This window comes from Nonomuraea sp. NPDC049709, from assembly GCF_040674815.1.
In the GTDB taxonomy this organism is placed as follows: domain Bacteria; phylum Actinomycetota; class Actinomycetes; order Streptosporangiales; family Streptosporangiaceae; genus Nonomuraea.
Genome location: NZ_JBFANM010000093.1, coordinates 1 through 25,558, shown reverse-complemented (window position 1 = coordinate 25,558; position 25,558 = coordinate 1). Strand labels below are relative to the sequence as shown.

The 25,558-nt window shown below is 70.1% G+C and carries 27 protein-coding genes; 11 read left to right on the top strand and 16 right to left on the bottom strand.

Annotation, left to right across the window (positions count from 1 at the left end; all coding sequences use genetic code 11):
* Window positions 1–76: 76 nt before the first annotated feature.
* From AB0J69_RS52740 to AB0J69_RS52730, 3 genes are all read right to left on the bottom strand, one after another.
* Entirely contained in the window at window positions 77–394 is a 318-nt protein-coding gene (locus AB0J69_RS52740) for a hypothetical protein (RefSeq protein WP_364134761.1), read from the bottom strand.
* Window positions 395–661: 267 nt separating this feature from the next.
* Complete coding sequence (locus AB0J69_RS52735) at window positions 662–1,084, bottom strand: hypothetical protein (protein ID WP_364134758.1); 423 nt, start codon at window positions 1,082–1,084, stop codon at window positions 662–664.
* 364 nt (window positions 1,085–1,448) lie between these two features.
* Window positions 1,449–2,417 carry an NmrA/HSCARG family protein gene (locus tag AB0J69_RS52730; protein ID WP_364134756.1) on the bottom strand — a complete coding sequence of 323 codons (969 nt, stop codon included), beginning with the start codon at window positions 2,415–2,417 and terminating at the stop codon, window positions 1,449–1,451.
* Window positions 2,418–2,508: 91 nt separating this feature from the next.
* Between AB0J69_RS52730 and AB0J69_RS52725 the strand changes: the two genes are divergently transcribed.
* The 4 genes from AB0J69_RS52725 to AB0J69_RS52710 all read left to right on the top strand — a co-directional run bounded on the left by AB0J69_RS52725 (window position 2,509) and on the right by AB0J69_RS52710 (window position 5,002).
* Window positions 2,509–2,982: a MarR family transcriptional regulator gene (locus tag AB0J69_RS52725; RefSeq protein ID WP_364134753.1), complete on the top strand. Its 474-nt coding sequence runs from the start codon at window positions 2,509–2,511 to the stop codon at window positions 2,980–2,982.
* Window positions 2,983–3,383: 401 nt separating this feature from the next.
* Complete coding sequence (locus AB0J69_RS52720; protein ID WP_364134750.1) at window positions 3,384–3,866, top strand: hypothetical protein; 483 nt, start codon at window positions 3,384–3,386, stop codon at window positions 3,864–3,866.
* A gap of 82 nt (window positions 3,867–3,948) precedes the next feature.
* Window positions 3,949–4,164, top strand: a complete 216-nt coding sequence (locus tag AB0J69_RS52715; protein ID WP_364134747.1) for a hypothetical protein — start codon at window positions 3,949–3,951, stop codon at window positions 4,162–4,164.
* A 319-nt stretch (window positions 4,165–4,483) separates the two neighbouring features.
* Window positions 4,484–5,002 carry a hypothetical protein gene (locus AB0J69_RS52710; protein WP_364134745.1) on the top strand — a complete coding sequence of 173 codons (519 nt, stop codon included), beginning with the start codon at window positions 4,484–4,486 and terminating at the stop codon, window positions 5,000–5,002.
* Between the two features lie 308 nt (window positions 5,003–5,310).
* Here the strand turns inward: AB0J69_RS52710 and AB0J69_RS52705 are convergent, their stop codons facing one another.
* The 7 genes from AB0J69_RS52705 to AB0J69_RS52675 all read right to left on the bottom strand — a co-directional run bounded on the left by AB0J69_RS52705 (window position 5,311) and on the right by AB0J69_RS52675 (window position 10,023).
* Window positions 5,311–5,637, bottom strand: a complete 327-nt coding sequence (locus AB0J69_RS52705) for a DUF1048 domain-containing protein (protein WP_364134743.1) — start codon at window positions 5,635–5,637, stop codon at window positions 5,311–5,313.
* Between the two features lies 1 nt (window position 5,638).
* A complete protein-coding gene (locus AB0J69_RS52700) occupies window positions 5,639–5,995 on the bottom strand; it encodes a DUF1048 domain-containing protein (RefSeq protein WP_364134740.1) in 357 nt (118 codons plus the stop codon).
* Window positions 5,992–6,318 (bottom strand): PadR family transcriptional regulator, encoded by a 327-nt coding sequence (locus AB0J69_RS52695; protein ID WP_364134737.1) that lies wholly within the window; start codon window positions 6,316–6,318, stop codon window positions 5,992–5,994. The genes AB0J69_RS52700 and AB0J69_RS52695 overlap by 4 nt, the downstream gene beginning before the upstream one ends.
* A gap of 159 nt (window positions 6,319–6,477) precedes the next feature.
* Entirely contained in the window at window positions 6,478–7,830 is a 1,353-nt protein-coding gene (locus AB0J69_RS52690) for a leucine-rich repeat domain-containing protein (protein WP_364134734.1), read from the bottom strand.
* A gap of 217 nt (window positions 7,831–8,047) precedes the next feature.
* Entirely contained in the window at window positions 8,048–8,614 is a 567-nt protein-coding gene (locus AB0J69_RS52685) for a hypothetical protein (protein WP_364134731.1), read from the bottom strand.
* Window positions 8,615–8,660: 46 nt separating this feature from the next.
* The gene (locus tag AB0J69_RS52680; protein ID WP_364134728.1) at window positions 8,661–9,629 is read right to left on the bottom strand and encodes a hypothetical protein; all 969 of its coding nucleotides are present in this window, start codon (window positions 9,627–9,629) and stop codon (window positions 8,661–8,663) included.
* 55 nt (window positions 9,630–9,684) lie between these two features.
* Entirely contained in the window at window positions 9,685–10,023 is a 339-nt protein-coding gene (locus AB0J69_RS52675; protein WP_364134725.1) for a peptidase inhibitor family I36 protein, read from the bottom strand.
* A gap of 124 nt (window positions 10,024–10,147) precedes the next feature.
* On the opposite strand from AB0J69_RS52675, the gene AB0J69_RS52670 reads away from it, so the two are divergent.
* Window positions 10,148–13,936, top strand: coding sequence for a helix-turn-helix domain-containing protein (locus AB0J69_RS52670; protein WP_364134722.1), 3,789 nt, complete (start codon window positions 10,148–10,150; stop codon window positions 13,934–13,936).
* 216 nt (window positions 13,937–14,152) lie between these two features.
* Here the strand turns inward: AB0J69_RS52670 and AB0J69_RS52665 are convergent, their stop codons facing one another.
* Window positions 14,153–14,827 carry an SDR family oxidoreductase gene (locus tag AB0J69_RS52665; protein WP_364134719.1) on the bottom strand — a complete coding sequence of 225 codons (675 nt, stop codon included), beginning with the start codon at window positions 14,825–14,827 and terminating at the stop codon, window positions 14,153–14,155.
* 99 nt (window positions 14,828–14,926) lie between these two features.
* Complete coding sequence (locus AB0J69_RS52660) at window positions 14,927–15,451, bottom strand: DsbA family protein (protein ID WP_364134717.1); 525 nt, start codon at window positions 15,449–15,451, stop codon at window positions 14,927–14,929.
* 105 nt (window positions 15,452–15,556) lie between these two features.
* Between AB0J69_RS52660 and AB0J69_RS52655 the strand changes: the two genes are divergently transcribed.
* Both AB0J69_RS52655 and AB0J69_RS52650 read left to right on the top strand, forming a co-directional pair.
* The gene (locus tag AB0J69_RS52655; RefSeq protein WP_364134715.1) at window positions 15,557–15,958 is read left to right on the top strand and encodes a helix-turn-helix domain-containing protein; all 402 of its coding nucleotides are present in this window, start codon (window positions 15,557–15,559) and stop codon (window positions 15,956–15,958) included.
* 375 nt (window positions 15,959–16,333) lie between these two features.
* Window positions 16,334–16,477: a hypothetical protein gene (locus tag AB0J69_RS52650; protein ID WP_364134713.1), complete on the top strand. Its 144-nt coding sequence runs from the start codon at window positions 16,334–16,336 to the stop codon at window positions 16,475–16,477.
* 76 nt (window positions 16,478–16,553) lie between these two features.
* Here the strand turns inward: AB0J69_RS52650 and msrA are convergent, their stop codons facing one another.
* Window positions 16,554–17,075: a peptide-methionine (S)-S-oxide reductase MsrA gene (msrA, locus tag AB0J69_RS52645; RefSeq protein ID WP_364134711.1), complete on the bottom strand. Its 522-nt coding sequence runs from the start codon at window positions 17,073–17,075 to the stop codon at window positions 16,554–16,556.
* A gap of 517 nt (window positions 17,076–17,592) precedes the next feature.
* The gene (locus tag AB0J69_RS52640; RefSeq protein ID WP_364134709.1) at window positions 17,593–18,531 is read right to left on the bottom strand and encodes an SDR family NAD(P)-dependent oxidoreductase; all 939 of its coding nucleotides are present in this window, start codon (window positions 18,529–18,531) and stop codon (window positions 17,593–17,595) included.
* 103 nt (window positions 18,532–18,634) lie between these two features.
* Between AB0J69_RS52640 and AB0J69_RS52635 the strand changes: the two genes are divergently transcribed.
* The 3 genes from AB0J69_RS52635 to AB0J69_RS52625 all read left to right on the top strand — a co-directional run bounded on the left by AB0J69_RS52635 (window position 18,635) and on the right by AB0J69_RS52625 (window position 21,583).
* On the top strand, window positions 18,635–19,480 hold the full coding sequence (locus AB0J69_RS52635) for a helix-turn-helix transcriptional regulator (RefSeq protein ID WP_364134707.1): 846 nt from the start codon (window positions 18,635–18,637) through the stop codon (window positions 19,478–19,480).
* Between the two features lie 615 nt (window positions 19,481–20,095).
* Window positions 20,096–20,935 carry a helix-turn-helix domain-containing protein gene (locus AB0J69_RS52630; RefSeq protein WP_364134704.1) on the top strand — a complete coding sequence of 280 codons (840 nt, stop codon included), beginning with the start codon at window positions 20,096–20,098 and terminating at the stop codon, window positions 20,933–20,935.
* Between the two features lie 66 nt (window positions 20,936–21,001).
* On the top strand, window positions 21,002–21,583 hold the full coding sequence (locus AB0J69_RS52625; protein ID WP_364134701.1) for a dihydrofolate reductase family protein: 582 nt from the start codon (window positions 21,002–21,004) through the stop codon (window positions 21,581–21,583).
* 655 nt (window positions 21,584–22,238) lie between these two features.
* On the opposite strand, the gene AB0J69_RS52620 is transcribed toward AB0J69_RS52625, so the two are convergent.
* Window positions 22,239–23,072, bottom strand: a complete 834-nt coding sequence (locus AB0J69_RS52620) for an alpha/beta hydrolase (protein ID WP_364134699.1) — start codon at window positions 23,070–23,072, stop codon at window positions 22,239–22,241.
* A gap of 111 nt (window positions 23,073–23,183) precedes the next feature.
* Window positions 23,184–23,774, bottom strand: coding sequence for a TetR/AcrR family transcriptional regulator (locus AB0J69_RS52615; RefSeq protein ID WP_364134696.1), 591 nt, complete (start codon window positions 23,772–23,774; stop codon window positions 23,184–23,186).
* Between the two features lie 96 nt (window positions 23,775–23,870).
* Here AB0J69_RS52615 and AB0J69_RS52610 point away from each other — a divergent pair, with 96 nt between their 5' ends.
* Window positions 23,871–25,106, top strand: coding sequence for a glycosyltransferase (locus AB0J69_RS52610; protein WP_364134694.1), 1,236 nt, complete (start codon window positions 23,871–23,873; stop codon window positions 25,104–25,106).
* Window positions 25,107–25,558: the final 452 nt, after the last annotated feature.

Below are 25,558 nucleotides of genomic sequence, written 5' to 3'. Positions count from 1 at the left end.
GGTTCCGGCCGGTCCCTGTCGTCCATGGCAGACCATGAACCTCCACGACCAGGAGACACCCATGTCATTCCACTGATCAGCGTGGGCGGCTGAGGGCGGCCTCGGCCAGATCCGTCCATCGCTCGGCCGAGGAGTGGGGCACGACCACCCAGTCCTTCATCGCCCTGCCCTGGCCCGAGGGATCGAACAGGGACGCCCCGGCCAGCTGGAGCGCGGCTGTGTGTTCGGGGGTGTCCCTGACCAGCCGGAACACCATCGCGCCGTCGCCCTGCAGGCTCGCGAACACCTTCCCCGCCTGATCTTTGAGCGCGGGACTCCCCATCATCCTGGAGATCCGTACACCCAGGTCGGCCAGCTCGGCGCCGACCTGCTTGAAATCCTCTTCCGCGCTCATCGTCAGTCGGTCCCGATCTCCATGGCGGCGTGGTCGAGCAGCTCGTCGTGGTCGGGGCTCCTCCCGCGTGACGCGATCGCCTCGGCCCGCCGTCCGGCAGCACGGCGATCAGGCTAGTCGTCCAGGCGGCACCGATCAAGGCCGGATGCGAGGGGGACTCGCCCTGACGGCCGTCAGTCCCGGCTACGCCGAGGTGGTGGAGGTGGGCACCCACGGCCGCGCCTGATCGGCCGTGACCCTGAACGCGGCGATCCCCGCCCCTGTTGGTCAGCCCGCTCGCCATGCCCTGGAGGAACCCGACGGCGGTAGCGTGCGCGATGGTGACGTGGTCCGTCGCCACCGCGACGACGACCCGTAGGGTGGCCGACCATGATGGGGCGATCGTGAGTGCTGTCCTGGTGCGGCGTCAACCTGTGAGAAAAAGACCGCGAGGTATACGGCTGGGCAGAGCGTCCAGCCGGACCAGAACGAGAGAGTCGCCGGCGACCGCTCCGTTGTCAGTTCGACGACGACTCCGACCATGCCGATGAGCAGGAACGCGAACGGTGTATACAGCAGGAGGATCGGCAGCAGGGCGAGGCTGAACGTCAGCATGGGGATGAGAAGGACCACGGCGGCGTAGATGCCAAGAGCCGTGCCCGCGTCGTAGACCAGCAGGTCGGCATGGTGCATGCCGGTCTCGCCGATCACGAGTGTGTCGCCGGCCAGGCGGTCGCGTAGCTGTGGGCGGCCGGGTCCGGCACCGCCCACAGGCCGTCCACCAGTAGCACGACCAGCCCGAACTCCGGCACACAGACGCGCACGGGGAAGACGAGCGCGCGGACGGCGGCCCCGCGCCGCCCCGGCCAGTGCCCGGTACGTCTCGGAGACGACGCGGATGCTCATGATCTGCTTGCCGAAGGTCGGTCCGCTCAGGACGTACAGAGGCGGGCACCGCCGCCGTCACCCCCTGTGACCTGCGGCGGATGCTCGTCGTCCAATTCCGATCTCACCGGTACAAGACCGCGGCCGGCGGCGGTTGGGGGGGCGGTTACCTTCGCCCTGCTGGACGTGGTCAGCGCGGGATGGCGTCCCGGTGGGTGGCCAGCCACGTGTCGAAGGACTGCAACTGCGGGTTGAGCTCGCGCAGTAGCTCGCCGTCGATGAGGTCGACGATGTCCTGCTCGGCCGTGATCAGGTACTGGAGCATGTTGCCGACCTCCCCGGCGCCCGGGAAATCCGCGGCCCGGATCTGGTCGGGACTGACCGCCTGATAGGTCACCGGCTCACCGAGCGCCTGGCCCAGCGCGGCGGCGTACTGCGCCCCGGTGAGCACGGAGCCGGCGACGCTCACCCTCCTGCCGGCCAGTGCCGCACCGCGGCGGAAGATGCCGAGCGCGGTCCTGCCGATATCCTCCGCGGCCTGCGCGGGCACCCGCGCGTCGCCGAATCCGAGTTGCAGCACCAGCGCGCCCTGCTCGTCGCGCCGGGGCGCGAACATGTCCTGGAACGCCTCGTAGTACACGTTTGCCTGCAGGAATGTGGTGGGCACCCCCGAGTCCAGGAAGAGCCGGTCAGCCTCGGCCTTGCCGTCGGCGTGCGGCACTTTGTACGTTCCGTCGAAGGTCGGCGTGCCGTCGCCCGGCCGGAAGTACCCCCGGGTGTCGGACAGCGTGGACCAGATGAAATGACGCACGCCGGCGTCCCGGCCAGCCCGCGCCGCGTTACCGGCCTGCTCCAGCTCCTTGGTGGTCGCGGGACGTGCCTGCTCCTCCTCGGCCGTACGCGGCTCCCAGAAGTTGGTCACCACGAACACGCCGTGCGCGCCGTCGAACGCCTTGCGCAGGCCGGCCGCGTCGTCGAGGTCGGCCTTGACGACCTCGGCCCCGAGTGCGGCCAGTTCCTCGGCCCGCGCCGAATCCGGGTGCCGGGTAAGGGCCCGCGCGGCGAACTGCCCGCTCTGATCGGCCAGGATCGCGCGGACCAGGCCTCCCCCTTGAGCGCCGGTCGCGCCTACCACCGCGATGATCTGCTGTTCGCTCACCGGAACAACTCCCTCGATTCAGGTTGATGTATCAACCTAGGCACCATACCGCGCTGGGTTGATACGTCAACCAGCGGGTACCATGGTCGTCATGGGATGGGAGCAGGACCTCGGCGAGGCCGACCGGATGTGGCGCACCTACATCGAGATGTCCAAGCACCTCGGCTCACACCTGCAGCAGCACGTGCAGCGCGACTACGAGCTGTCCGCGGCCGACTTCGAGGTCCTGGTCAGGCTCGCGGAATCGGCGGACCGGCGGATGCCCGTCGCGCAACTGGCCGCCGCCACCCAGTGGGAGAAGAGCCGCCTGTCCCACCAGCTCACCCGAATGGCACAACGCGGACTGGTCGAGCGGGTCGATTCCGACCACCGCCGTTACCCCGATGTCCTGCTGACCGACAAGGGACACGCGGCGATCAACAAGGCCGTTCCGGCGCACACCGAGATGGTCCACGCCCTGTTCATCGACGTGCTTGGCCCCGAGCGGCTGGCAAGCTTCGCCGAAGCCTGCGCCGACGTGCTCCGCGCCCTCGACCTCCACCGGGAGCAGGACTGCTCGTTGTGACGAGCGACTGACCGAAGGGGCCGCAAGGGGCGGACGGCAAGCGGGCGAGCGCGCCGGGCGTGTTGACCCGTCACCTGCGCCCCTGTGCCGGCCGAGCCTGCGACCGGCGCCCCAGCTGGTCCGTCCCATCGGCGGGCCGGCCGGGTCGGCCGGCCCGCGAGGATGCGCCTCCTCCGGCAGACCATTAGAGTTCCCGATCAACGATGTGTCTTCACGCCCGTGTCTCCCCAGGCTCAGGCGTCGAGCGCGTCGGCCGATGTCAGCGTGATCACCCGAGGACGTGTGTGGCCAGCCAGAGCAGAGGACGGCCAGGTTGGCTGCATGTAGGTGCGCTCGAAGCTCGCGTTCGTCGGGCGTGGGGCTCAGGAACGTTCCCTCCTGCCGAGACCCTGTTGGCGATCATGACGTTGTCCGCGGTGCCGCGCGCTCTCGGCACCCGGCTGGCCGCGCATCTGGACGGCGGCATCGTCGTGGGCCCTGGTGCCGTCCCGGACTTACCGGGCTTTGAGCAGTTGCGTGGCATACCGCTGCCCGCCCAGCAAGGCGGGTGGGAACGCAGCGCGGGCGTGTACGACCCGACGCGGCGCGCGATCGGGGTGGGCAGCGTGCCGTCACCATCGGCCAGCGTGGCCGGACATGAACTCGGGCACGCGACCGACGACATGGACGGCATGCCATCTCAAGGCCCGTTCTGGACAGCACTGCACGCCTCATGCGCCGAGCGGCTGGATCCTCCGTACCGGGCCATGGTCACCGAACTGTACGCCGAGGCGTTCGCCTGCGTGCTGGTGCGGCGGGCCCGACGCCTCATCCACCTGTTCGCCGACGAACACGCCGCCCAGCAGGCCTACACCTGGTTCACCGGACAGTATGGGATCGGCTGAACACCATCACCCTCTGCCCCGGCGCGCCGGAGGCTATGCTGGGGACGAGACGGTGGCAGATGAGACGCAAGGGACGAAGCACATGACCGCGATCAAGCTGGCCGGCGGCGTCCTTCGTGTCCCCACCTGCACCGTGCTGGCTGATGGGACCCACGTCGACGGCACCCGTGACATCACCCCCGACGAACCCGACTACCAGGACTGGCTGCCCCACGCCGTCGACGAGGCGGAATCCTGGCATGGCGGCCCCGACGACGACGCCATCTTGCGCCGCTGGAGAGCAGCGGCCAGCGCGTGACGGCTCGCCCCCCCACTCCCCCGCGCCGGCTCCGACGGTGAGGACGCCAGCCTGTGGGAGCTCACCGTTGAGCGACCGCGCCCGTCCAGCCTGCAGACGAGCGAGCGAAGTGCGCCAGCACGGTCACGTCAACGCGCGGTTCACCTGACCATCGCAGCTGTTGCCGCCGGCCGAGCCGCGAGTGCCCCACGTAGGACGAGATTGCGGCCGTTTGGGACGTCAGCTGTTCCCCAGCGGGCAGTTTTCCTCCGGCCGCTTCGCGCTCAGCATCGGTGAGGCACATCCCCGCGACACGACGACGACCGCAAGGGAGCGCTCGATGGCTACCACCGCAAGGAGATCAGTGCTGGCGAGCCTGGCGGCCGTGCTGCTCTGGGCGGCGCTGGCGCCCGGCGCAGGCGCGCACAGCGGCACGGCATTCGGCTGGACGCCGGTCGGCACCGTGGACCCCCAGCACGTCACCTCGGCCGACACCCAGCTCCTGCTGTACGGGGTGCACGTCTTCACCCCGAACAACGTCGCCTTCAACCCGGACGTGATCCCGGCCTCGGTGGGCCAGCTGGTGGTGCCGTACGTACGGGTGCCCGACGGCAACCCGCACACCTACCGGCTGCGCTTCCACCTCAACACCACCAACGCCGCCAGCACGCAGTACCAGCTCATCACCCCGAACGGCGGCGGCACGCAGACCGCGAACGTCGCCGGAGGCGCGATCACGCTCGACTTCACCGTCAGCGTCGACCTGACCGCCACGGCGTGGACGTACTGGTCGCTGAAGAACAGCGGCGGCCACACATGGGTCTTCACCAGGTGCGAGATCGACGAGCAGACCCCGTGAGGCCGCTCGAGTGCGTTCCGGTGCAGCGGCTTCACCGATAGTGGACGCCGCCGGGGGGTGAATCCGTCCGGAGCGGGACGCCCGAGTTCCGGCGTCCCGCTCCGACTCCGATCGCGAGCAAGCGACCGCCATGAGGGTGTGACCGATCCGGCGGCCATCTCAAGGTGATGGCTTGTGAGCATTCTCGTCGCGGCTTCCCTCACCAACGCAGCCGCTCATGTTCATCGGCGAAAGGTGACGCAGCCACTTACGCGAGCGGGGAGCTTCGGCACATCATTTGTCCTGCACGGCCCAGCGCCCACCGGGTGTTACTTCTCGGCCGTGCCGGGTTTCCCGCTGAGGGACTCCTGATAGATCTCCGCGTAGGTGCGCGAGTCCTTGATGAGGTCGTCGGCGAAGGCGGCGACGTCGTTGCCGATGAGTTCCAGGACTCCCTTGCCGGCCGCGACGCCCTCCTCGAAGAAATCGACGATCCCCGAGAGCAGGGACCCGTCGGTCAGCTCGACCGGCCCGACCTTGAAGAGGTACCTCTGCATCTCCTTGTAGACGATCTGGTAGTCCGGCGGGAGCGCCTTGACCCGCGCCATGTGCGCCCGCCACTGCTTCTTGCCCTCGATGATGTCCTGGATGCCCACGTCAGCCTCCTAGCCGGCCCAATTTCCTGGCGACGTTCCTGTTCAGCTGCTCGCGCCACCGGTCGCGAAAGGTCCGGGCCCCTTCTCCGCCGGCCAGCGCCGCGCAGAAGCCTCCGATGTCGTCACCCAGCACCTCGTGAATGCTCTGCCCGTCCGCCGCTGTCTCCTCGAGCAGCCCCAGAGCACCGTCGAAGATCGGCATCAGGTTGCGGCCGGTGAAGTCCCCGTAGAGAAAAAGATGACCCTTGATCTGTTCCCACGCCGCCCGGTAGTCGGCCGGCAATGCCTCGGCCCGGACTTCGAACGCCTTCCAATCCCTGGTGAGATCGCTGCCGGTCATGGCCTCCCAGAAGTTCATCCCCCACCCTCCTTCAGCTTGTCGATCCGTGATGTGATGTACTCCCATTTCGCCCAGAACGTCGCGAGTCGTTCGCGCCCCGCGTCGTTGAGCGCATAGAACTTGCGCGGCGGGCCCAGCTCGGACGGTCGTTTCGTCACCTGGACGAGCCCGTTCTTCTCCAGTCGCAGCAGGATGGTGTAAACCGTCCCCTCGACGACGTCGGCGAAGCCGAGCTCGTTCAGCCGACGCGTGATGGCGTACCCGTAGGTCTCCTCGCTGCCGATGATTTCCAGCACGCAGCCCTCAAGCGTGCCCTTCAGCATCTCCGTCAGGTCGTCCATCGTGGGTCCTCTTCGATCCTCCTGGTACTCTGCACCAACGAGTACCGCTATACGGTATCACAAAGTAGCTGTTCCATGCCCGGCAAGCGGCGAGCACCGACCACGGAAGCGATGGCAATCATGGGCGCCGCGCCTGGAGGGTGCCGGCCGGCGGGGGCGTCAATCCGCCAGGAGCAGGCCGCGGGCTCTCAGGTCGTCGATGAGGTCGGACGGCAGCGCCCGGCAGCCGGACACCCTTACCTCCTTGAGCGACGGGAAGCCGGTGATCGCACCAAGGTCGCTCAGCCTGGAGCAGGAGTCGAGGTCGAGCCTGCGCAGACAGGGCAGGCGCTCGACGTCGCCGAAGGTGCGCAGCTCGTCGGTGTAGGCCACGTGGAGCTCCTCCAGGTGGAGCAGCCCCGAGAACGGGGTGAGGTCGGCGAGCTGTTCGAGGCCCTGCAGCGTCAGCGTCCGCAGGGCGGGCATGCGGGCCAGTGCCGAGAAGTCGCGCAGGTCCTCCGCGTAGGCCAGGTGCAGCTCCTCGATCGACGGGTGCCCTTCGAGCCCGTCGAGCGAGGTGAGCCGCTGGTCCCGGTCGATGGTCAGCCGCTCCAGCGCGGGCAGCCGCGACAGCGGGCGCAGGTCGGGGAGCGGGGCGGGCGGCAGGCCAAGGGCCGTGAGCCGGGGGTGGTGGCCGAGGCCGTCGAGGCTCTTCACCTTCGTGCTGCCGCCGAGCCAGAGCGTCTCCAGCTCCGTCATGACGCCGATGCCGTCGAGGCCGGTCAGGCGGGTGCTGTGCAGGCTCAGCTCGGTGACCGAGCCGAGGTCGCGCAACCCCTCCAGGGAGGTGATCTTGGTGCGGCTCAGGTCCAGCTCTCTCAGGCGGCTCAGCCCCGACAGGCCGCGTACGTCGTCGACGAACCGGCAGCCGCTCAGATCGAGCACTTCGAGATCGGGGAACGCGTCACCGACCCCCGCGACACTCGCCACCGCGGTGCCCCGCAGGTCGAGCCGGCGTAGGTGGCGCAGGCCGAGCAGCGGGGACAGGTCGGCCACCTGGCGGCAGTTGCGGAGCAGCAGGCTCGTCAGGCCGGTGAGCCCGGACAGCGGCCGGAGATCGCTGACGGCCGCGCAGCCGTCCAGCTCCAGCGCGCGCAGCCCGGTCAGCGGGGCCACCTCGGACAGGTCCGTCAGTGTCTTGCAGTGGTCGAGGGTCAGGCTCTCCAGCATCGTCAGGTGACGCAGCCCCGCGAGCGAGCCCTGCCGGCGCAGCACCAGCTCGGTACGCCCCTCGGCGTCGAAGGCCGGGGCCAGCACGTGCCCGGCGAAGCCGTCGGGGTCGAGCGCCTGCGGCCAGAGCCTGAGCAGATTGTCCGTGGACGGCTTGGCGACCTCGGCATAGTCGGCGGCCAGGGCGAGCGCGTCACCATCCCGGCTGCCCAGCGCGAGCCGCCGGACGGCCTTCCACGCGTTCGCCGAGGACACGGTCGCCAGCTTGGCGCGCAGGTCGGTCAGGTCTGTGGGCTGGATCATGCCACGAGACCCTAGAGGGTGGAGGCGACGATTTCCGGGGAAGCGACCATGAAGGACGTTTCAGGAGCAGCCCGGCAGTCCGAGCGGCGGGCGGGCCTCCTGGAGCCGGGCGGCGAGACCCCAGCAGGTGCGGCCCGCCGGGCGGGGCGACGATCCGGACACCGATGGGCATCGCGGACTTGCGCACCTGCGCCGGCGGGCACGCCCCGCGGGGCCGTCAGAACGAGCAGCTGTCCACCCATCGATGGGAGGAGATCTCGTCGTTGGCGTAGGACCCGTCGTTGAAGATCTCCCAGCCGAGCGCGAGATTGCCCCAGTGGTCGCCGTTGCCCAGGCACATCGACGGCTGAGCGTAATGAGCGTGCTTGAAGAACCGCACGTCGTCGAACTCGCCCGGGAAACCGGTGTTGTACATCGACGTGGCCACGTTGTCGAACGAGTGGCTATCGGACTTGCAGATGCCTGGTGTCGAGCCTTCCCAGGTATCTCCCGATGCGTCCTCCCAGAACCGGTGATTGCCCAGCCACTTGCACCACAGACCGCCTTCGGTGTCCCACATGGCGTGTTCCCAGACGTTGATGTAACCGTCGGCCAGCACCCCGGCCTTCTCGGCCGTGTCGGTCGTGCCAGGGGGCACGGGCTTGCGCGCGGCATCGCTCGGGACGGGCGTCGCCGTGCCGGACGAATCGGGGCCGGGCGGCACCGCGGAGGCCGCCCCCGGCGTAGCCGCCAGGATCAGGATCGCGCCGGCCAGGCCCGCCAAGGCTCCGGTGGTTCTCTTCATGACTTTCCCCTTCGTGTTGGTCGCCGAATTGACTACGGAAGGTGGCTCAAGGGGTGGCTCGGACGATGCCGGGCGTGGAGGACGGTGCGTGACCTCGACCGGCGGCGGTGATCCTGAGGGCCATCGGGAGCGCGTCCCGTCGCATGCGCCGCTCGGCGATCACGTCCGGCCGGTAGCGGGCCACGAGCTCCCGTGCGTACTTCTCGTCCAGCTCGCGAGCCACGGCCGACAGGCCGCTTTCGCCGGCGCAGATCGCCTCCGCGACCGCGGTGGCGATCTGCTTCTCACGCGCCTTCCGTGCGGCCGGTCCCGCCGGCCCACCCGCGACGGACTCCGCGCGCGTCAGGCGCGGGTGAGCGTACGGATGGCCGCGCCCTCGCATGCACCTCGACCACGCCCCCACCGCGGCGGTGAAGCGCGGGTCCTGCACGACTCGGGCCCTGCGGAGATCGGCCAGGTTCTGCACCACCCGGGTGGCCCGGAACCACGTCGCCAGGTCGCCGTACAACCGCCCTGGCGCCTCCGAGGTGCAGCTCGCCGCGTTCCTACGGACGACGCCCCCCGTGGGCAGCCGGGCCTCCAGCTGATCGGGGCGGCGGGTCGCCGCCCAGGACTGCGGCCCCTCGCCGTACAGGGCGGCGAAGGCGGCTCTCCGGCGCTGCGCGGGCAGGCCTTCGAGATACCGGCGATTCGGATTCTGATCCCTCAGCCGGTCGATCCGTTCGAGGATGTCACCGCCGTAGCCATGCCGGCGGGCCCAGCCGAGGTCGTCCACCACGTAGGGGAAGTCGCGGTTCTCGGGGATCGAGTCCCGCGGTACGACCCAGTACTGGAACCCGTGCCGCGCCATGCAGTCGCGTACGAGCAACTGTTCGGCGTCCCACAGCACGCGGGCCTCGCCTGCGGTCACCTGCGGCGGCAGGTCTGCGGGCCCGGCCCGGGGGGCGGCGCCCGCGGTGCCCCCTCCCCCGGCCGAGCAGCCCGTGACCATCAGGAGACCGACGGCGGCGGCCATCAGACGCCGCGTGCCGGTCGACGGCGATGGGAGCGCGGTGGAACGACGTCCCATCTCAGTAGCCGCCCCGCCCGTGGGCGCCGAACGGCAGGTTGAACGCCTGCCCGATCCCCACCAGGACGTTCCTTCCGGTGCAGTTGTCGAATTCCCACACCCGCTGCTCCTGGGGTGAGCGGTTGTAGACCGACCAGGCGACGCCGGCGATCCTCACGCACTGCCCCGACGGGACCGGAGCCGAATACCACGGGTGGCCCGGGAAGTTGAGCGCGTTCCACCAGCAGAACCCCGACGCCGGCTGGCAGTCCCATGACGCGGACTGGGCCGGTGCGGACAACGGGACGCTCAGGGCCAGCGCCACCCCGGCCGCCGCGACCGCGATCCTTCGCTTGAGCATTCTCGTCCTCTCTCTCGATTGATCCGCCGGTGTCCGGTATAGGGGAGGAGGGTTGTTCGGTGTCACGCGCCGCACGCCGAACAACAACGCTTGAACAATGGGGCCCGCAGATCGGGGGACGGACATGCCGCGTCAGGAACGGCCACTTGACGACGGTGACGACCGGTTGCTCCGGTTCGCGGCCGACCTGCGCCGATTACGCGAGCGGGCGGGCAGCCCGTCCTACCGGGAACTCGCCACGCGGGCCCACTACTCCGCCGGCACCCTTTCCGAGGCGGCCGGGGGGCGCAAGCTTCCCAGCATGGCCGTCACCATGGCCTACGCGAAGGCCTGCGGAGGCGACCCGGCCGAGTGGGAGGCCCGCTGGCGGGCGTTGGCCGAGGAGTTCAACCGGCCCGACACCGCCGCCGCACCGGGCGAGGCAGCGCCGTACGTCGGCCTGAGAAGCTTCGGGCCGCAGGACGCGAGCCGGTTCTTCGGCCGCGAGCGGCTGACGGACAAAGTCGCTGCCACGATGCGCCGGCACCGCCTCATCGCCGTACTCGGCGCATCGGGATCCGGGAAGTCCTCACTGCTGCGCGCCGGCCTGCTCCCCACGCTCGGCTCCCACCCGGTACTGCTGATCACTCCAGGCACGCACCCGCTGCACGAGTGCGCGGTGCACCTGGCGGCGAGGCTCGGCGTCACCCCCGGCGGCCTGCTCGCCGAGCTCACCGACGATCCCCGCACCCTGGGCCTGGCCACCCGCCAGCTCCTGGCCAAGCACGCCTCGGCCGGCGACGTGGTCTTCGTCGTGGACCAGTTCGAGGAGACCTTCACCCTCTGCGCCGACACCACGGAACGCACCGCCTTCATCGCCGCGCTGGTCGCAGCGGCCCGCGACCCCGACAGTCGGACCCGGGTGGTTCTCGGCGTACGGACCGACTTCTACACCCACTGCGCGCGGCACCCCGACCTCGCCGAGGTCCTGCAGGACTCGCAGGTGCTCGTCGGCCCCATGACCACCGAGGAACTGCGCCGGGCCATCACCCAGCCCGCCGTCGACATGGGCTACCGCGTCGAGTCCGCCCTGGTGTCCCGCCTCATCGCCGACGCCGCCGGCCGGCCGGGCGTGCTGCCGCTGGTGTCGCACGCGCTGCTGGAGGCGTGGGGACGCCGCCGCGGGAACACCATCACCCTGGCCGGGTACGAGGCCACCGGCGGCATCGAACGCGCCGTCGCCCGCACCAGCGAGGAGGTCTACACCGCGCTCGGCCCCGAGCGGCAGGCCCTGGCCCGGCAGATCTTCCTGCGGCTCACCGCCCTCGGCGAAGGCACCGAGGACACCAAACGCCGCATCACCCGCGGCGAGATCGACCACCCCGAGACCGCCGCCGTCCTGGACGCGCTGGCCGCAGCCCGGCTCGTCACCCTCGACGGCGACATCGTGGAGATCGCGCACGAGGCGGTGATCCGGTCCTGGCCGCGCCTGCGCGACTGGCTCACCGAAGACCGCGAAGGGCTGCGCATCCACCGCCGGCTCACCGAAGCGGCGCAGGCATGGGAGGCGGAGGACCGCGACGAGGGCGCACTCTACCGCGGCACACGGCTCACCGTCGCGAACGACTGGGCCGCCGGGAACCCGTCCCTCCTGTCACCGGGCGAACGGCGCTTCCTCGAGACCGGCCTCGCGGCCGAAGCCCGGCAGCAGGAGGCCACCCGCCGACGTACCCGCCGGTTGCGGCAGCTCGCGGCGCTGCTCGCCGTCCTGCTCGTCCTGACCGCCACCACGACCGTGCACGCCTTCCGCGCCCAACAGACCGCCACGCAGCAACGCGACATCGCCCTGTCGCAGAAGGCCGCCGCCGAGGCCGCCGACCTGCGCGAGGCCAACCCGGCCCTGTCCGCGCAGCTCAGCCTGGCCGCCTACCGCCTGTCCCCCACCGTCGACGCCCGCGACAGCCTGCTGCGGACCTTCGCCGTCCCCTACGCCACCCGGCTCACCGGACACATCAGCCGGGTCAACGCCGTCGCCGTGAGCGCCGACGGACGTCTGCTGGTCACCGCCAGCCGCGACCGGACCGCCAGGATCTGGGACGTCGGCGACCCCCACCGCCCGCGCCACCTGCTCACCCTCACCGGTCACGGCGACAACGTCAACGCGGCCGCCTTCAGCCCGGACGGCCACACCGTCGCCACCGCAGCCTGGGACAACACCGCCCGGCTGTGGGACATCACCACTCCCGCCCGGCCCCGCCCGCTGGCCGTACTCCCCCATTCCATGGGCGTCAACGCGGTCGCGTTCAGCCCGGACGGCCACACCCTGGCCACCGCCAGCTCCGACAAGACGGCCCGGCTGTGGAACGTAGGCGACCACCGGCTCCGCGCGACGCTGACCGGCCACGGCGACGGGCTGGTGTCGGTCGCGTTCAGCCCGGACGGCCGCACCCTGGCCACGGCCAGCTTCGACAACACCGCGGCACTCTGGGACGTCACCGACCCCGGCCGTCCCGGCGAGCCCCGCAAGCTGACCGGCCACACCGCCCCGGTGGCCTGGCTGGCGTTCAGCCCGGACGGGCGCACGCTGGCCACCGCGAGCAACGACCACACCGCCGGGCTGTGGGACGTCTCCGGCTCCGGCCGGGTCCGCCGCCTGGCCACGATCGACGGCCACCAGGACATCGTGCGCTCAGTCGCCTTCAGCCCGGACGGACGCCGGATCGCCACCGCCGGCCTGGACGACACCGTCCGCCTGGCCGACATCGCCGACCCCCGCCGTCCCCTGCCGCTCGCCACGTTCACGGGCCACACCGGCAACGTCGTCTCGGTCGTGTTCACACCCGACGGCCGGACACTGGCCACCGGCAGCGACGACTACACCGCCCGCCTGTGGGACCTTCCCGGCCCGGCGCTCACCGGGCACGCCTCCAGCATCTGCTGGCTGGCCTTCAGCCCGGACGGACACACGCTGGCCACCGTCGGCGAGGACCGGGCCGTACGACTCTGGGACACCGCGGACCCTCAGCGCCCCCGCCTGCTGGCCACGCTCACCGGTCACACCGACGCGGTCTGGAGCGTGGCCTTCAGCCCCGACGGCCGCACGCTCGCCACCGCGGGCAACGATCGCACCGCCAGGCTGTGGGACGTCTCCGCCCCCGGCAGCGCCCGCCCCCTGGCCACCATCCGCGGCCACACCGACAACGTCAACGCAGTCGCCTTCAGCCCCGACGGCCGCACGCTCGCCACCGCGAGCCTCGATCACACCGTGCGTCTCCTGGACGTCACCGACCCTCGGCGGCCGGTGCAAGCGGCTCGCTTCGAGGCCGACGAGGAAGGCGTGAACGCGGTCGCCTTCAGCCCCGACGGACACCTCCTCGCCACCGCCGGCTGGAACCGCACGGCCCGGCTATGGCAGGTGACCGACCGGCGCAACCCGGTCCCGGTGTCGGAACTCTCCGGGCACGCCGACGGGATCAACGCACTCGCCTTCAGCCCCGACGGCCGCACCTTGGCCACCGCCAGCTACGACGACACCGCCCGGCTGTGGAACTTCGCCGACCCCCGGCGGCCCACGGCCCTGGCCGCCCCGATCAGCCACACCGACAGCGTCAACATGGTGGCCTTCAGCCCGGACGGACGCCTGCTCGCCACCGCGGGCAACGACGGCGCCGCCCGGCTATGGGACCTCACCGACCCGCAACGTCCCCAGCAGCAGACCTCCCTCGAGGCCCACACCGACCGCGTCTCCTCGGTCGCCTTCAGCCCCGACCGGCACACCGTGGCGACCGGCGGCTACGACCGCGCGGCACTGCTGTGGGAGACCGACGCCGAACGAGTCGCCACCCGGCTGTGCCGGCTGGCCCACCCGCGCATCGGCCGGCAGGAGTGGACCCGGCACTTCCCCGGCCTGCCCTACCGACCACCGTGCCCATGACCAGCGCACCCAGAGAGCCAGGAACTCGGCGAGGATTGACGGGCCGGTCGGCCTCGTCCACGATCAGGCATCGTCTGTGGAGGGAAGACGGTCACCGTTGCCGCGGCCGGTGTGGAGCACGAGTTCGACGGTCCAGCCGAGCCGGTCGCACCTCACGGACGCCGCGGCGGATGGGGATTGTGCGGATCAGGATTCAATGGGGAGAGCCGGGAGCTGTCAGACGGTGAAGACGCGCTCGACTTCGTCGCGTTGGGTGTGCAGGTCCCAGTAGAGAGGGGCGATCTCCTCGGCCTCCGCGGTCGGGGCTCCGGGAGGGCCGCCCGCGCCGATCCACACGCCGATCGCGACGTGCGCGGCCTGGATACCGGTGCCGGCCAGCTCCTTGTGCAGGTTGAGCACCCAGTTGCGCAGCGCTGCCTGGGCGGCGTTGACGTTGCCGAGCATCGGGTGAGGGTCGACCGAGCCGCCTCCGTTGGTGTAGAGCAGGGTGCCCGCGCCGGCCTCACGCATCGCGGGGAGGACCGCCTGGGTGGCGGTGATGGCGCTGTAGAGCAGCAAGTCGATCAGCCCCTGCACATCGGACGGGTTGGTCTGGGACGGGGAGGCGAGGGCCAAGGAGCCGATGCTCGGGGCCGGGGAGTGCTCCAGGACATCGATGCCGCCGAAGAGAGTGGCGGCGTCCTTGAGAGCCTGGGCCAGCGCGTCGTGGTCGAGCACATCCGCCGGGAACGCGGCGGCGGTGATGCCCTCTGCGGTGAGCTGGCCGACGAGGTCGTCGAGCTTGGCTCGGTTACGGGCGATGAGAGCGACATCGTAGCCCTGGGAGCCGAAGGTGCGGGCGATGGCGAGGCCCATGCCGGGGCCGGCGCCGACGATGGCGAGAGTAGGCATGATCAGCTCACTTTCCATTAGGTATGGGGTCAGGAGGTTGCGGAGGGGACGGCGCAGCCGTCGGAGCCGCAGGCCGGGGCGAAGGTGACCGGGTGGGTCTCATCCCAGGCTTTGCGCAGGAGCTGCCGCAGGCTGTCGCAGTCCTGCGCGCCGGCGACCACGTACCGGCCGGCGAGTCCGCTCACGGTCCAGGACGAGCTCACCGGCGAGCGTCAGCAGGTCCTCCAGCGAGAAGACGGGCTCGGCCCGGCCGAAGTAGGCGCGAAAGATCGCCTCCCACGCCGCCCGGTTCTTCCCCTCGGCGGAGGCGTGCGCGAGGAACTCGTGCGCCAGGTCGGTGTTGCCGACCGTGTTGTCCAGTACTCGGTACGGGCTCAGGCCCTCGCTCTCGGCCGGCGCTTCGACCCGCCGGGTCGAGGTCTCGGCCTGACCGCTGCCCATGCCGTACCGACCCTGCAGAGCGTCACGGACGGTGCCCTCGGGGAAGCCGCTGCCGGGCGGGAAGGACCGGTGAACCACCTCTACATGCGCGCCGTGCTCGAACCGCTCGACGGCTCGCTCCAGGCGATGACTGCCCAGCCCGCACCAAGGGCAGGTCATCTCGGACCAGATCTCGACCGTCACAGCATCCCCTCGATTCCTACTATTTGTGCGTAACGTCAAGATAGGACAGCATGGAGAGGCTTACAAAAGGCACATCACTGTGCGTCACGGAGGGGAATGTGCGTCATGGAGCACGCAGGAGGATCGGCGGCCGCCGCGAGCCGGGGACCCTGCGCGGCGATCCCGGCCGACCAGATGGCCTTCATCCGCCAGATCCTGGACCGGGTCGGCGACAAGTGGAGCATGCTGATCATCGCGATCCTGGAGGACGGCGCCCTGCGCTACACCGACCTGCAACGCGATGTCCCCGGCATCTCCCAGCGCATGCTCAGTCACACCCTGCGCCAGCTTCAGCAGGACGGGCTGATCACCCGCACGGCCTACGCGGAGGTCCCGCCGCGCGTCGAATACACCCTCACCCCCCTCAGCCGCGGCCTGCTCGACATCGTCAAACAGCTGATCGGCTGGGCCTCCGACCACCACGACGAGATCCGCGCCCACCGCGACCGCGCCGCAGCCGGGTCCTGACAGCCGCGAATGGCCGCTGTTACATCCGCGACCGCACCCTGGAAGGCCACGAATCCGCCCGCGCCCGCAGCAAGGCCATCGGCGGCGCCGCCGCGGATCGCCTCGGCCGCACACGGCGGCAAACCGAATAGACCGGATTCCCGCCGGCGTCCAGCCCCTCCACCAGGCGGTCATCCGTCACCAAGATCCCCCACTCGCCCGGGGGGACCATGCCACCACCAGCCCCGTCAGCCACGGCCACGACGTCTCATCGGTGTCGTCGGCCGTGAGCGGGTGGCGGACCCGCACCGGCGACGCGTCCGGGAACGGGTTCGCCTGCCGGGCCAGCGCCCCGCCACACCCAGCTCCAGATCCGACTTGGCCAACATCGCCTCGATGGCGCCCGCGGCCAGCTCATGGGCCAGCGCCAGGATGACCGTGTCGCTCGCCGCGAACGCCTCCACCGCCGTCACGTACTGGTCGACCTTCGCGGCCGTGGTCGCGTTCAGGCCCTGGCCCTGCCAGCGTCGATGCAGGTGAACTCGTTCAATGGCGATTCAGGAGCCGACAGGCATGCGCCGGCACCCTGCTCCCTTCCGTTCTGCTACGGCGTTGCTCATCGACCGGCCTTGTCGTCGCGGCGCGGAAGCCGCCAGTCCGGCCGAACGTAATGACAGGTGTAACCACTCGGATAACGTTCCAGGTAGTCCTGGTGCTCGGGTTCCGCTTCCCAGAACGGCCCGGCCGGCTCGACCTCGGTGACCACCTTGTCCGGCCAGAGGCCGGAGGCATCCACATCGGCAATCGTGTCCTCCGCGACCCGCCGCTGCTCATCACTGGTGTAGAAGAGGGCCGACCGGTAGCTGACTCCGACGTCGTTACCTTGGCGGTTCTTTGTGCTCGGGTCGTGGATCTGGAAGAAGAACTCGAGAAGGTCCCGGTACGAGATCTTCTCCGGATCGAAGATGATCTCGATCGCCTCAGCATGAGATCCGTGGTTCCGGTAGGTCGCGTTCGGTATGTCCCCGCCCGTGTACCCGACCCTCGTGGCATGTACCCCGTCGCGTTTGCGGATGAGGTCTTGCATCCCCCAGAAGCAGCCTCCCGCAAGGACCGCTCTCTCGCTCGATTCGCTCATCGCTTCGCCCTCCACCCCAGTACTCGAACAGCGTTGCGCCACCCCTTCACTCTTCCAGCTTGCGGTCCCGGTAGTAACGGCGCAGGAAACAACTGGTACACACGCCGGCGATCCACCTCCCAGCTCGCGCTCGAAGACTCATAAGGGAGCCTCTGACCTGCGTATCCGGATGAATTTCCGCGGATACGCAGGTCACCGACTCTTTACCTCGATCGGAATCCTGTGGATCTGCGGGTGTTCGCCGAGAATGTTCGCGAGCTGCGATGTCCCCGACCGGTGCCGGCGACGAAGATCGACGAAGGAGAGGCCACGGCGACATACCCACTCGCGACCTCCCGATGCGTCAAGCGAATTGCCGCTGACCCCCTGGGCTGGCCACGGCGAGCCTCAAACGCGCCGTTCGGCTCTTGCGGCGCACACAGAGGAGACGAAGCAAGGCCCCGGAAGACTTCCCGGGCCAGGTCGCACGAACCGGCGACCACCCGGGGCAGCCGCGGCACGGCCCGGGCGGTACGCACTAACGCGACGCACCTGCACGTTCCAACAGCTCCGCAGTCGCCTCCCACAAACGCCGCTCCCGATCCCGGTCATGAGCGACCGGCTGCACCTCGGTCAGCTTGGACTTCACCACGAACGCACCCCCGCGCAAACGCGCCCACTTGTCGTCAAGAGCCATCGCAGCCAGCAGCGGCCCCGAACGCTGCGGCGTCGACACGCCAGGAACCCGACCCAAGGCGCGACTCATCACCCGAAACGCCGCGGGAGCGCCACGACCCAGCGCGGTGCCGGGCATCCAGCCCGGCTCGAACACCGACACGTTGATCCCGGCGCCGACACGACGCTGCAGCTCATGGGCGTAGTACAGGATCGCCAGCTTGGCGTTGGAATACGCGACACCGGAGACAGTCATACCCGGAGCCTGCCCACCGGCGGCCGGGCGGGCCAGCTCAACAGGATCGGCCCACTTGGCCTCGGCCACCCCCAGCAGCCTGCGCCAGAAATTCGCGTGATACGTGTTCGAGCCCAGCAGCACGACCCGCGCCGGGGCGGTGAACGAGCCAAGCAGGTCACCGACGAGCTGAGCGTGGGCAAGGTAGTTGACGGCGAAAGTCAACTCGTAGCCATCGGACGAGGCCAGCCGGGTGTCGGTCGAGATGACACCGGCGTTGGCGATCAACGCCCGCAGCGGCCCTACCGTACCGGCAGCGAGCAGATCGCGCACCGCGACCGCGGCCGCACGCACGTCGGCCAGGCGCGACAGATCGCAGCCGACCTCACAAACCCGCGCGCCGCGCGCGCGGGCCTCGTCGGCGACCGCGGTCAGATCCCGCCCGGCGCGGCCCACCAGCAGCAGATCGGGGCGCTGCCCGTCCCGGCGGTCGGCCATGGCCAGCACAGCATGGCGGCCCAGGTTGCGGGTCGGGCCGGTGATCAGAACAGTTCCGGGTTCGGTCATAGCCCCAGCCTGCGAGATCGGCCGGGCCACAGGCAGTCGTCCGGTTTTCGTAGGACTGCCAGGGCCAGGACAACCCGGTGCGGGCTCCCGCAGACTGGAACGCGTGGAAACATGGGAGTTCGGCCGGACGGTACGCCGCTGGCGCGACCGGGTGGCACCCGAGACCGCCGGCGTACCGGTAGGCCGCCGACGCCGGGCCAGCGGCTTGCGCCGCGAAGAACTGGCCGCGCTCGCCGGCATCTCGGCCGACTACCTGACCCGCCTCGAACAGGGACGCGCGACCGCGCCATCAGCGCAGGTGGTGGAGTCACTGGCCCGAGCGCTGCGCCTGCCCGACACCGAACGCGACCTGCTCCACCGCCTGGCCGGACACGCCGCGCCCGGCCCGGACGTCGTACCGTCGCGGATCCCCCCGAGCGTGCAACGCCTGCTCGACCGGCTGTCCCACACCCCCGTGATCGTGTACGACGCCAGCTGGACACTCGTGCTGGCCAACCCGCCCTACGACGCGCTCATGGGCGACACGACCACCTGGCACGGCCTGGAACGCAACGCCGTCTGGCGCAACGTCACCCGCCTGCCCTCCCGGGTCGCGCACACCCCGCAGGAGCAGTCCCAGCACGAAGCCCGGCTCGTGACCGACCTACGCCTGACGGCCTCGCGCTACCCCGCCGACCGCACCCTGCGACGCCTGATCACCGACCTGACCTCCGGCAGCCCCCGCTTCGCCGAACTCTGGGACGCCGACACCCCACCACCCCTGACCGATCCGTCCAGACACAAGACCATCAACCACCCGGCGGTAGGCCCGATCACCCTCGACTGCGACACGCTGCTCGTCGCCCTGGACGACCTGCGCATCACCGTCTACACCGCCGACCCCGGCACCGAGGACGCCGACCGCCTGGCCCTCGCCATCGTCCTGGGCACCCAGTCGCTGGAGCGTTGACCACGAACGTTTCGGCGTGTCGGTCCGCGAGCAGCACGTCGATACCTGTACCTGATCGGCCTGCGAGAGCGCAGCCCAGTGCGCCGTGGCCAGTCCGGACGGCGGGGCCGTCGCCGCCCTCACCGGCTCATGCTCATCCACCTGGAGGTCGGCCACTCCGAGCTGGGCGTTTCCTGGTGGCGTACGGGCGAAGCCCGTGCCTCTGTGGTTTGGAAAAATTGAAAACCCTAAAGCGAGCGCCTTTACATTGTAGATTTCTTAAGGGGAGAGCAGCGGCAGTTGGGCCAGCCCATAAGCCGTATAAGGTTGCGAAAGCCCGTCCAGCGACTTCTGGGTTGCGCAGGAGCCCATCCAGATCTCCCCCGCGACGGTCGCAATCCCGCCACGCCACTCCCCCACCACCGGGTGAAGATCGCCGCCAGAGACCGTGGCGCCGAGGACGCGCACCGTGGGTGGAAGCGATCATGCCGGCGAGGCCAGATAGCCGGCCCAGATGTACTCGCTCCCGGGCGGCCGGGCGCTCGTCCGGAATCGGCGCCGGCTCGATGCCGGCGGCAGCGCGGCTGGACCATCCCGGCGCGCGATGCCAGGCTGGGCGTCGGCGATACTGTGGGCGTGGAGTACGTGTCCAGAGTGCCGCGACCGCCGCTGGACGGGCTGATCGACGACCTTTACTACCTGGAGGGTGCGCCGCCGTACGCCCGGCTGACGCTCCCGCCGAGTCCGTCGGCGTTGCTCATCGTCAACCTCGGGGCGCCGTTCCGCATCCGCGCCGGCACCGACATCGAGACGGCCGAGTACGCCGACGGCTGCGTGGTCACCATGCCCACCCGCGCCTACGAGTTCGGCTATCCGCCGGAGACCCGGTCAGTCGGCGTGCACGTCAAGCCGTGGGGGCTGGCGCCGTTCCTGCCGATGCCCGCGGCCGAGCTGTGTGACCGGCCGGTGACGGTAGAGCAGGTTTGGGGCCGGCCCGCCGTTGCTGAGCTGCGGGACCGGCTGGCCACGGCGGCCGGGCCGTACGAGATGCTGACGCTGCTCGAGGAGGAGCTGATGCGACGGCTGTGCGAGACCGCCGGTCTGGGGCTGGTCCGCCATACGAGCAGCGTCCTCGCGGCGACCAGCGGGGCGGTGGCGATCGGCGACCTGAGCGTGGCAGCCGGTGTCAGCAGCACTCATCTGGCGCAACGGTTCAAGGAGCTCATCGGCGTCACGCCGAAGCGGCTGGCCCGCACCTACCGCTTCACCGCCACCGTGTTCGCGATCAACCCCGCCGGACCGATCGACTGGGGCGACCTCGCCGGTGGCGCAGGCTACTTCGACCAGGCCCACTTCGGCCACGAGTTCCGGGCGTTCACCGGGCTCACGCCGACCCGGTACGTCGAAGTCCGGCGCCGGTTCCTGCGCGAACATCCCGGCCACGCGATAGACGGCTGGCCGCTGCCGGCCGATTGATTTCTTACAAGAGCGACAGCTCACGACACGCTAATTTGGGGGCACCCCAAAGCAGAGGAGAGCCCCGTGGGCAAGGTGGTCATGTACAGCTCGGTGTCGGTGGACGGCTTCGTCGCGGACGAGAATGACCAGCCCGGACCGCTGTTCGACTGGTTGACCAGCGGTGACGTCCCGTTGGACGAGAGCGGCGAGCTGAAGGTGTCGCAGACCTCCTACGACTACACCCGGGCGTACTGGGACCAGATCGGGGTGACAATCGCCGGCCGCCACGTCTTCGACCTGACGGACGGCTGGGACGGGAAGCCTCCGAGCGGGGTCGACCACGTGGTCGTCGTGACGCACCGGCCGGAGCCCGAGGGCTGGGACCCCGAGGCGCCGTTTCACTTCGTCGACGGTGTCGAGGCAGCCGTGGCCAAGGCGCAGGAGCTTGCGGGTGACCGCTTGGTCGAGGTCGCCGCTGGCGACGTCGGCGGCCAGGTGCTTGCCGCGGGCCTGGTCGACGAGGTGCGCATGGACGTCGTACCCGTCGTGTTCGGGTCCGGCAAGCGCTACTTCGGGTCGGTCCACGCGCAGCACCTGTTGGAGGATCCTGACGTGGTGATTCAGGGCAACCGGGTGCTTCACCTCCGCTATCGGGTGCGCCGTTGACCGATATGAGCGGGTACGCGAAGAAGTCCACTGCGAACGGTGACACAAGATCGGGCCTCCGGCTGCGTTTGCGCATCGCTGTCCCTGGTCGGGCAGCCGACGCCGATCCGCCCCAGCGCCTCACCTGCGGCAAGCTCAACTCAAGATCACTGGTTGCCGGTTTCCGTCGCATCTTGGCCGACCCCCGAACGGACTTGGCCTGAGCGTGGCCTCGGGACTTTGAGCCCGATCAACGCGCCGACGCCGCCCTCCCCATCACAAGGTCATCGTCCGCTCCGGCAAGGGCGAGACCTCCCGCGAGATCCCGCTCCTGGACGGCACCACGCGGACCTCCATCACCGAGTGGCGCACCGACCGCGCTCCGGGCCCGGCGCCCACACCCCGGCGCTGTTCCTCAATCACCGCGCGGCGGGCGTCTGCCGACCCGGGCGGTCGACCAGCTCATGAACGGACTCGCCACCGACGCCGCATCCTCGACACCACCCGCCGCCACACCCTGCCCACCCACGCCGACCTCGAAGACGCCGTCAGCCACCTCCCCACCGACCAGTAGGGCCACCGCTGAACTGGGCGAACTCAATCGCGCGTACCTGGCCGCACGAGGCTTGCCGACACCCCGATTCCCGGCCGGCCGGGCGAGACGTGCGGTTCGGGGTCATCTCACGGAGACGAGTTCCTGGGGCAGCCGGTCGCCCGTGACCCTGGCACGGATCATGTCTGTGAACAGTCCGGGCTTCTCGCCGTTCCATGCGTGGCCCACTCCGGGTGCCAGGCACGCCTCGCCGTGGGGGAAGGCAGCGGCGATGTCGGCCAAGGAGCGCCTGGTGAGATCGTGCTCGTTCTCACCAGCTACTGCCAGAACCGGGCATGGGGAGTCCGCGGCCTGGGCCGCCAGCCGAAAGCCGAGGGCTTCGTCGCTGACCCTGCGGAACGCCTGCCGGCTGGTAGCCCGCGCGGCGCTCTGGTAACCGTCGATGTCGGCTGCCGGGACGTTGAGCGCGCGGGCATTGGCCCGCAGCACCGGTCCCCATTTCATGACCGGGGCCATGAGCGTGCCCAGGAGCCGCAGCCTGCCCGGGTTGGGGAACGGCAGCACGTTCACCCCACTCACGATCGCGCCGATCACCACCTCGGGAGCGGTCGCGGCCAGGTGCGCCGCCACATAGCCGCCCAGGGACAGGCCGACGACATGCGCCCTGCCCCCCGGCGCCCGTGCGCTGATCACCTCGGCTACCAGCTGGGCGGTATCGGCGATCGAGATCCACGGGTGCATGTTGCTCTGCCCGTGCCCGGGCAGATCGGGAACCAGGACGTGCATGTCGCCGGCCAGCGCAGAGACCTGCTTGGTCCACATCCAGCCGCTGGTACCCACGCCGTGCAGGAGCACCACCGCCGGCGCCTCTACGGCACCCACTTCTTGGACAAAGATCGCCATACCCGTCATGCTGGCACAACCATCTCTGACCGTGTTGCTCCCGATCTTTTTCATACGCGATGTAGTGTCCGTTGTCATCAGAGGCGGCCGCGTGCATGCCTCTGAGCGGCGGAGGCCCCAGATGTACGCCGTTCGGCCCCGAGCCGGTTCAGGCCGTTACGACCATCACCCCGTGCAGAGCCGCGCCAAGTGGTAGTCGAGCAGCGCCGCGACGTCCTCGGGTGTGTAGTGTCCGACCAGGGTGGCGTTCACGACGCCCTGTGCGAAGGCGTACAGGATGCTCGCCTCCTTGCCGGCATCCAGGTGGGCGGCGAGTTGCCCGGCGGCCTGGGCGGCCCTGATCTGCTCGGCGAAGAAGGACAGCAGGAGCGGCAACCCGAGCCGCATCGCGACCGCCTGGTGCTCGGACACCACCGAGCTCGCCTGGAACGCCAGCCCGATGCGGTTCAGGTAGCTGCGCTCGTCGTCCAGTGGCAACAGCTCCAGCACGGTCGCCCGCAGCACGTCGAGCGGCGTGGACTGGTGCGCGGCCACGGCGGCCACCCGTTCCCCGATCCAGATCCCGATGCGCTCCAGCGCCAGCAGCAGCATCTGGTCCTTCGTCGTGACGTAGTACTGCACCGCCCCCATGGACATCCCGGCCTCGGCAGCGACCACCCTCAGGCTGACGCTCTCCATGCCCTTGTCGTGGATGACGCGGTGCACGGCCTCGGCGATGTGCCGCCGCCGGGCCTCGTGGTCGACGATCTTCGGCATATCCCGCCACTTTATCATGCGAGTGCATGGTAAAAACCATCGCCCCCGTTTATCATGCGACTGTATGACAAACGGGAGTGATGGGGGTGAATCTGCATGCGGATTCTGATCATCGGAGTCGGCACGCGCGGGGACGTGGCGCCGTACACGGGGCTGGGGGTGCGGTTACGGGAGGCCGGGCACGAGGTGGCGATCGCCGCGCACGAGCCGTACGCGGCGCTGGTGACCGACGCCGGCCTGGACCATCTACCGCTTCCCGGAGACCCGCTCCCTGCGCTGACCGGCCGTTTGTCCGTACGCATCAGCGCTTTCAAGGAATACAGCGAGCAACTCATGGAAGGCATGGCCGCGATCGCCGAGCAGAAGGCGGACCTGCTCCTGCTCGGCTTGGCGGGCGCGTCGGGCTATCACGTCGCCGAGGCGATGGGCGTGCCGAGCATGGGGGTGCACCTGCAGCCGGTCGACCCCACGGGGGACTTTCCGCCGGTCATGAGCCTGTTCCACCGGTCGCTCGGGCGGTGGGGGAACCGCAAGGCGGCCCGGCTCGCGTTCGAGTCGCCCGCCGCCGGCCCGCTGCTCGCCGGGTTGAGCACCAAGATGCGGGCCCGGCTGGGGCTGCCCCCGATGACCCCGCGCGCCCTGTACCGGCACCGGGAGAGCACGCGCTGGCCGGTCTTCCACGGGGTCAGCCCGGTGGTGCTGCCGCGTCCGTCCGACTGGCGGCCGGGGCTGGAGATCACGGGCTACTGGTGGCCGCTCCGGCCGCGGGGCTGGCAGCCGGATCCGGTGCTGTGCGACTTCCTCACGTCCGGGCCCGCACCGGTCTTCGTCGGCTTCGGCAGCCTGGCGGGCCCGCGGGCCGAGCAGTACACGGAGCTGGCCGTGCACGCGCTGCGGCGGGCCGGGTTGCGCGGCGTGTTGCAGACCGGTCTGCGGGGACGCCTCTCGGACGATGTGCTGGCGGTCGGCGACGTGCCGCACGACTGGCTGTTCCCCCGGATGGCCGCCGTCGCCCACCACTGCGGCGGCGGCACCACTGGGGGCGGGGTGCGGGCGGGGGTGCCTGCCGTGGCCGTGCCGGTGATGAACGACCAGCCGTTCTGGGCGTCCAGGCTGGTGGCACTCGGCGTGGCTCCGGCCGCGATCCCGTTCCGCCGCCTGACGCCCGCACGGCTGGCCGCCGCGCTCACCACAGCGGTCACCGACCCGGCCTACCGGCAGCGGGCCCAGGCCCTGTCGGTCCAGGTCATGGTAGAGGACGGCGCGGCACCCGTCGTCGAGGCGGTGAACCAGCTCCAGGCAGCCCGAGGGCCCGGCCGCCGGCCAAGGTGACAGGTCGGACGGGAGGCGCGTCTTGCCGTCCTTCCGGACCATCACCGTCCGGTGCCGGCTCTCCGCACCCGCATCGAACCCCGCAGGCGGAACGTGCGGATGGACTGCGCGTGACCACCGTCGGCGGCCCGCGCCGGGCTCGACCGGTCCACGCCGTACCCCAGGCAGTACGCAAGGCGATCCGGCCCGTGCAGGTCTTCTCGGTGTTGTGCACGATCGGCGTGATGCCCGCGCCCGTTCGGGGGCAGCGAAGCTCTGTGACGGCTGATCCCTCATTGTGTGATGGAACGATGACAACGCGGCTGACCGCCGGATTCGCCTGATTGCCTACGGACCATGCAACCGACGAACCCCTCCCCTGGCTCCCCGTTCCCCCAAGGATCCACCGGCCGCCGTCGTGCCGGAGTGATGGCGGCCGTGGCCGTCGCGGTCGGGGCCGCGGTGACGGCCTG

Bases quoted from the DNA above. Each gene is read 5' to 3' on its own strand.
- AB0J69_RS52740 (WP_364134761.1), bottom strand. From the start codon at position 394: ATGAGCGCGGAAGAGGATTTCAAGCAGGTCGGCGCCGAGCTGGCCGAC.
- AB0J69_RS52725 (WP_364134753.1), top strand. From the start codon at position 2,509: ATGGGATGGGAGCAGGACCTCGGCGAGGCCGACCGGATGTGGCGCACC.
- AB0J69_RS52720 (WP_364134750.1), top strand. From the start codon at position 3,384: ATGACGTTGTCCGCGGTGCCGCGCGCTCTCGGCACCCGGCTGGCCGCG.
- AB0J69_RS52715 (WP_364134747.1), top strand. From the start codon at position 3,949: ATGACCGCGATCAAGCTGGCCGGCGGCGTCCTTCGTGTCCCCACCTGC.
- AB0J69_RS52710 (WP_364134745.1), top strand. From the start codon at position 4,484: ATGGCTACCACCGCAAGGAGATCAGTGCTGGCGAGCCTGGCGGCCGTG.
- AB0J69_RS52700 (WP_364134740.1), bottom strand. From the start codon at position 5,995: ATGAACTTCTGGGAGGCCATGACCGGCAGCGATCTCACCAGGGATTGG.
- AB0J69_RS52695 (WP_364134737.1), bottom strand. From the start codon at position 6,318: ATGGACGACCTGACGGAGATGCTGAAGGGCACGCTTGAGGGCTGCGTG.
- AB0J69_RS52690 (WP_364134734.1), bottom strand. From the start codon at position 7,830: ATGATCCAGCCCACAGACCTGACCGACCTGCGCGCCAAGCTGGCGACC.
- AB0J69_RS52685 (WP_364134731.1), bottom strand. From the start codon at position 8,614: ATGAAGAGAACCACCGGAGCCTTGGCGGGCCTGGCCGGCGCGATCCTG.
- AB0J69_RS52680 (WP_364134728.1), bottom strand. From the start codon at position 9,629: ATGGCCGCCGCCGTCGGTCTCCTGATGGTCACGGGCTGCTCGGCCGGG.
- AB0J69_RS52675 (WP_364134725.1), bottom strand. From the start codon at position 10,023: ATGCTCAAGCGAAGGATCGCGGTCGCGGCGGCCGGGGTGGCGCTGGCC.
- AB0J69_RS52670 (WP_364134722.1), top strand. From the start codon at position 10,148: ATGCCGCGTCAGGAACGGCCACTTGACGACGGTGACGACCGGTTGCTC.
- AB0J69_RS52665 (WP_364134719.1), bottom strand. From the start codon at position 14,827: ATGCCTACTCTCGCCATCGTCGGCGCCGGCCCCGGCATGGGCCTCGCC.
- AB0J69_RS52655 (WP_364134715.1), top strand. From the start codon at position 15,557: ATGGAGCACGCAGGAGGATCGGCGGCCGCCGCGAGCCGGGGACCCTGC.
- AB0J69_RS52650 (WP_364134713.1), top strand. From the start codon at position 16,334: ATGGCGCCCGCGGCCAGCTCATGGGCCAGCGCCAGGATGACCGTGTCG.
- msrA (WP_364134711.1), bottom strand. From the start codon at position 17,075: ATGAGCGAATCGAGCGAGAGAGCGGTCCTTGCGGGAGGCTGCTTCTGG.
- AB0J69_RS52640 (WP_364134709.1), bottom strand. From the start codon at position 18,531: ATGACCGAACCCGGAACTGTTCTGATCACCGGCCCGACCCGCAACCTG.
- AB0J69_RS52620 (WP_364134699.1), bottom strand. From the start codon at position 23,072: ATGAAAAAGATCGGGAGCAACACGGTCAGAGATGGTTGTGCCAGCATG.
- AB0J69_RS52615 (WP_364134696.1), bottom strand. From the start codon at position 23,774: ATGCCGAAGATCGTCGACCACGAGGCCCGGCGGCGGCACATCGCCGAG.
- AB0J69_RS52610 (WP_364134694.1), top strand. From the start codon at position 23,871: ATGCGGATTCTGATCATCGGAGTCGGCACGCGCGGGGACGTGGCGCCG.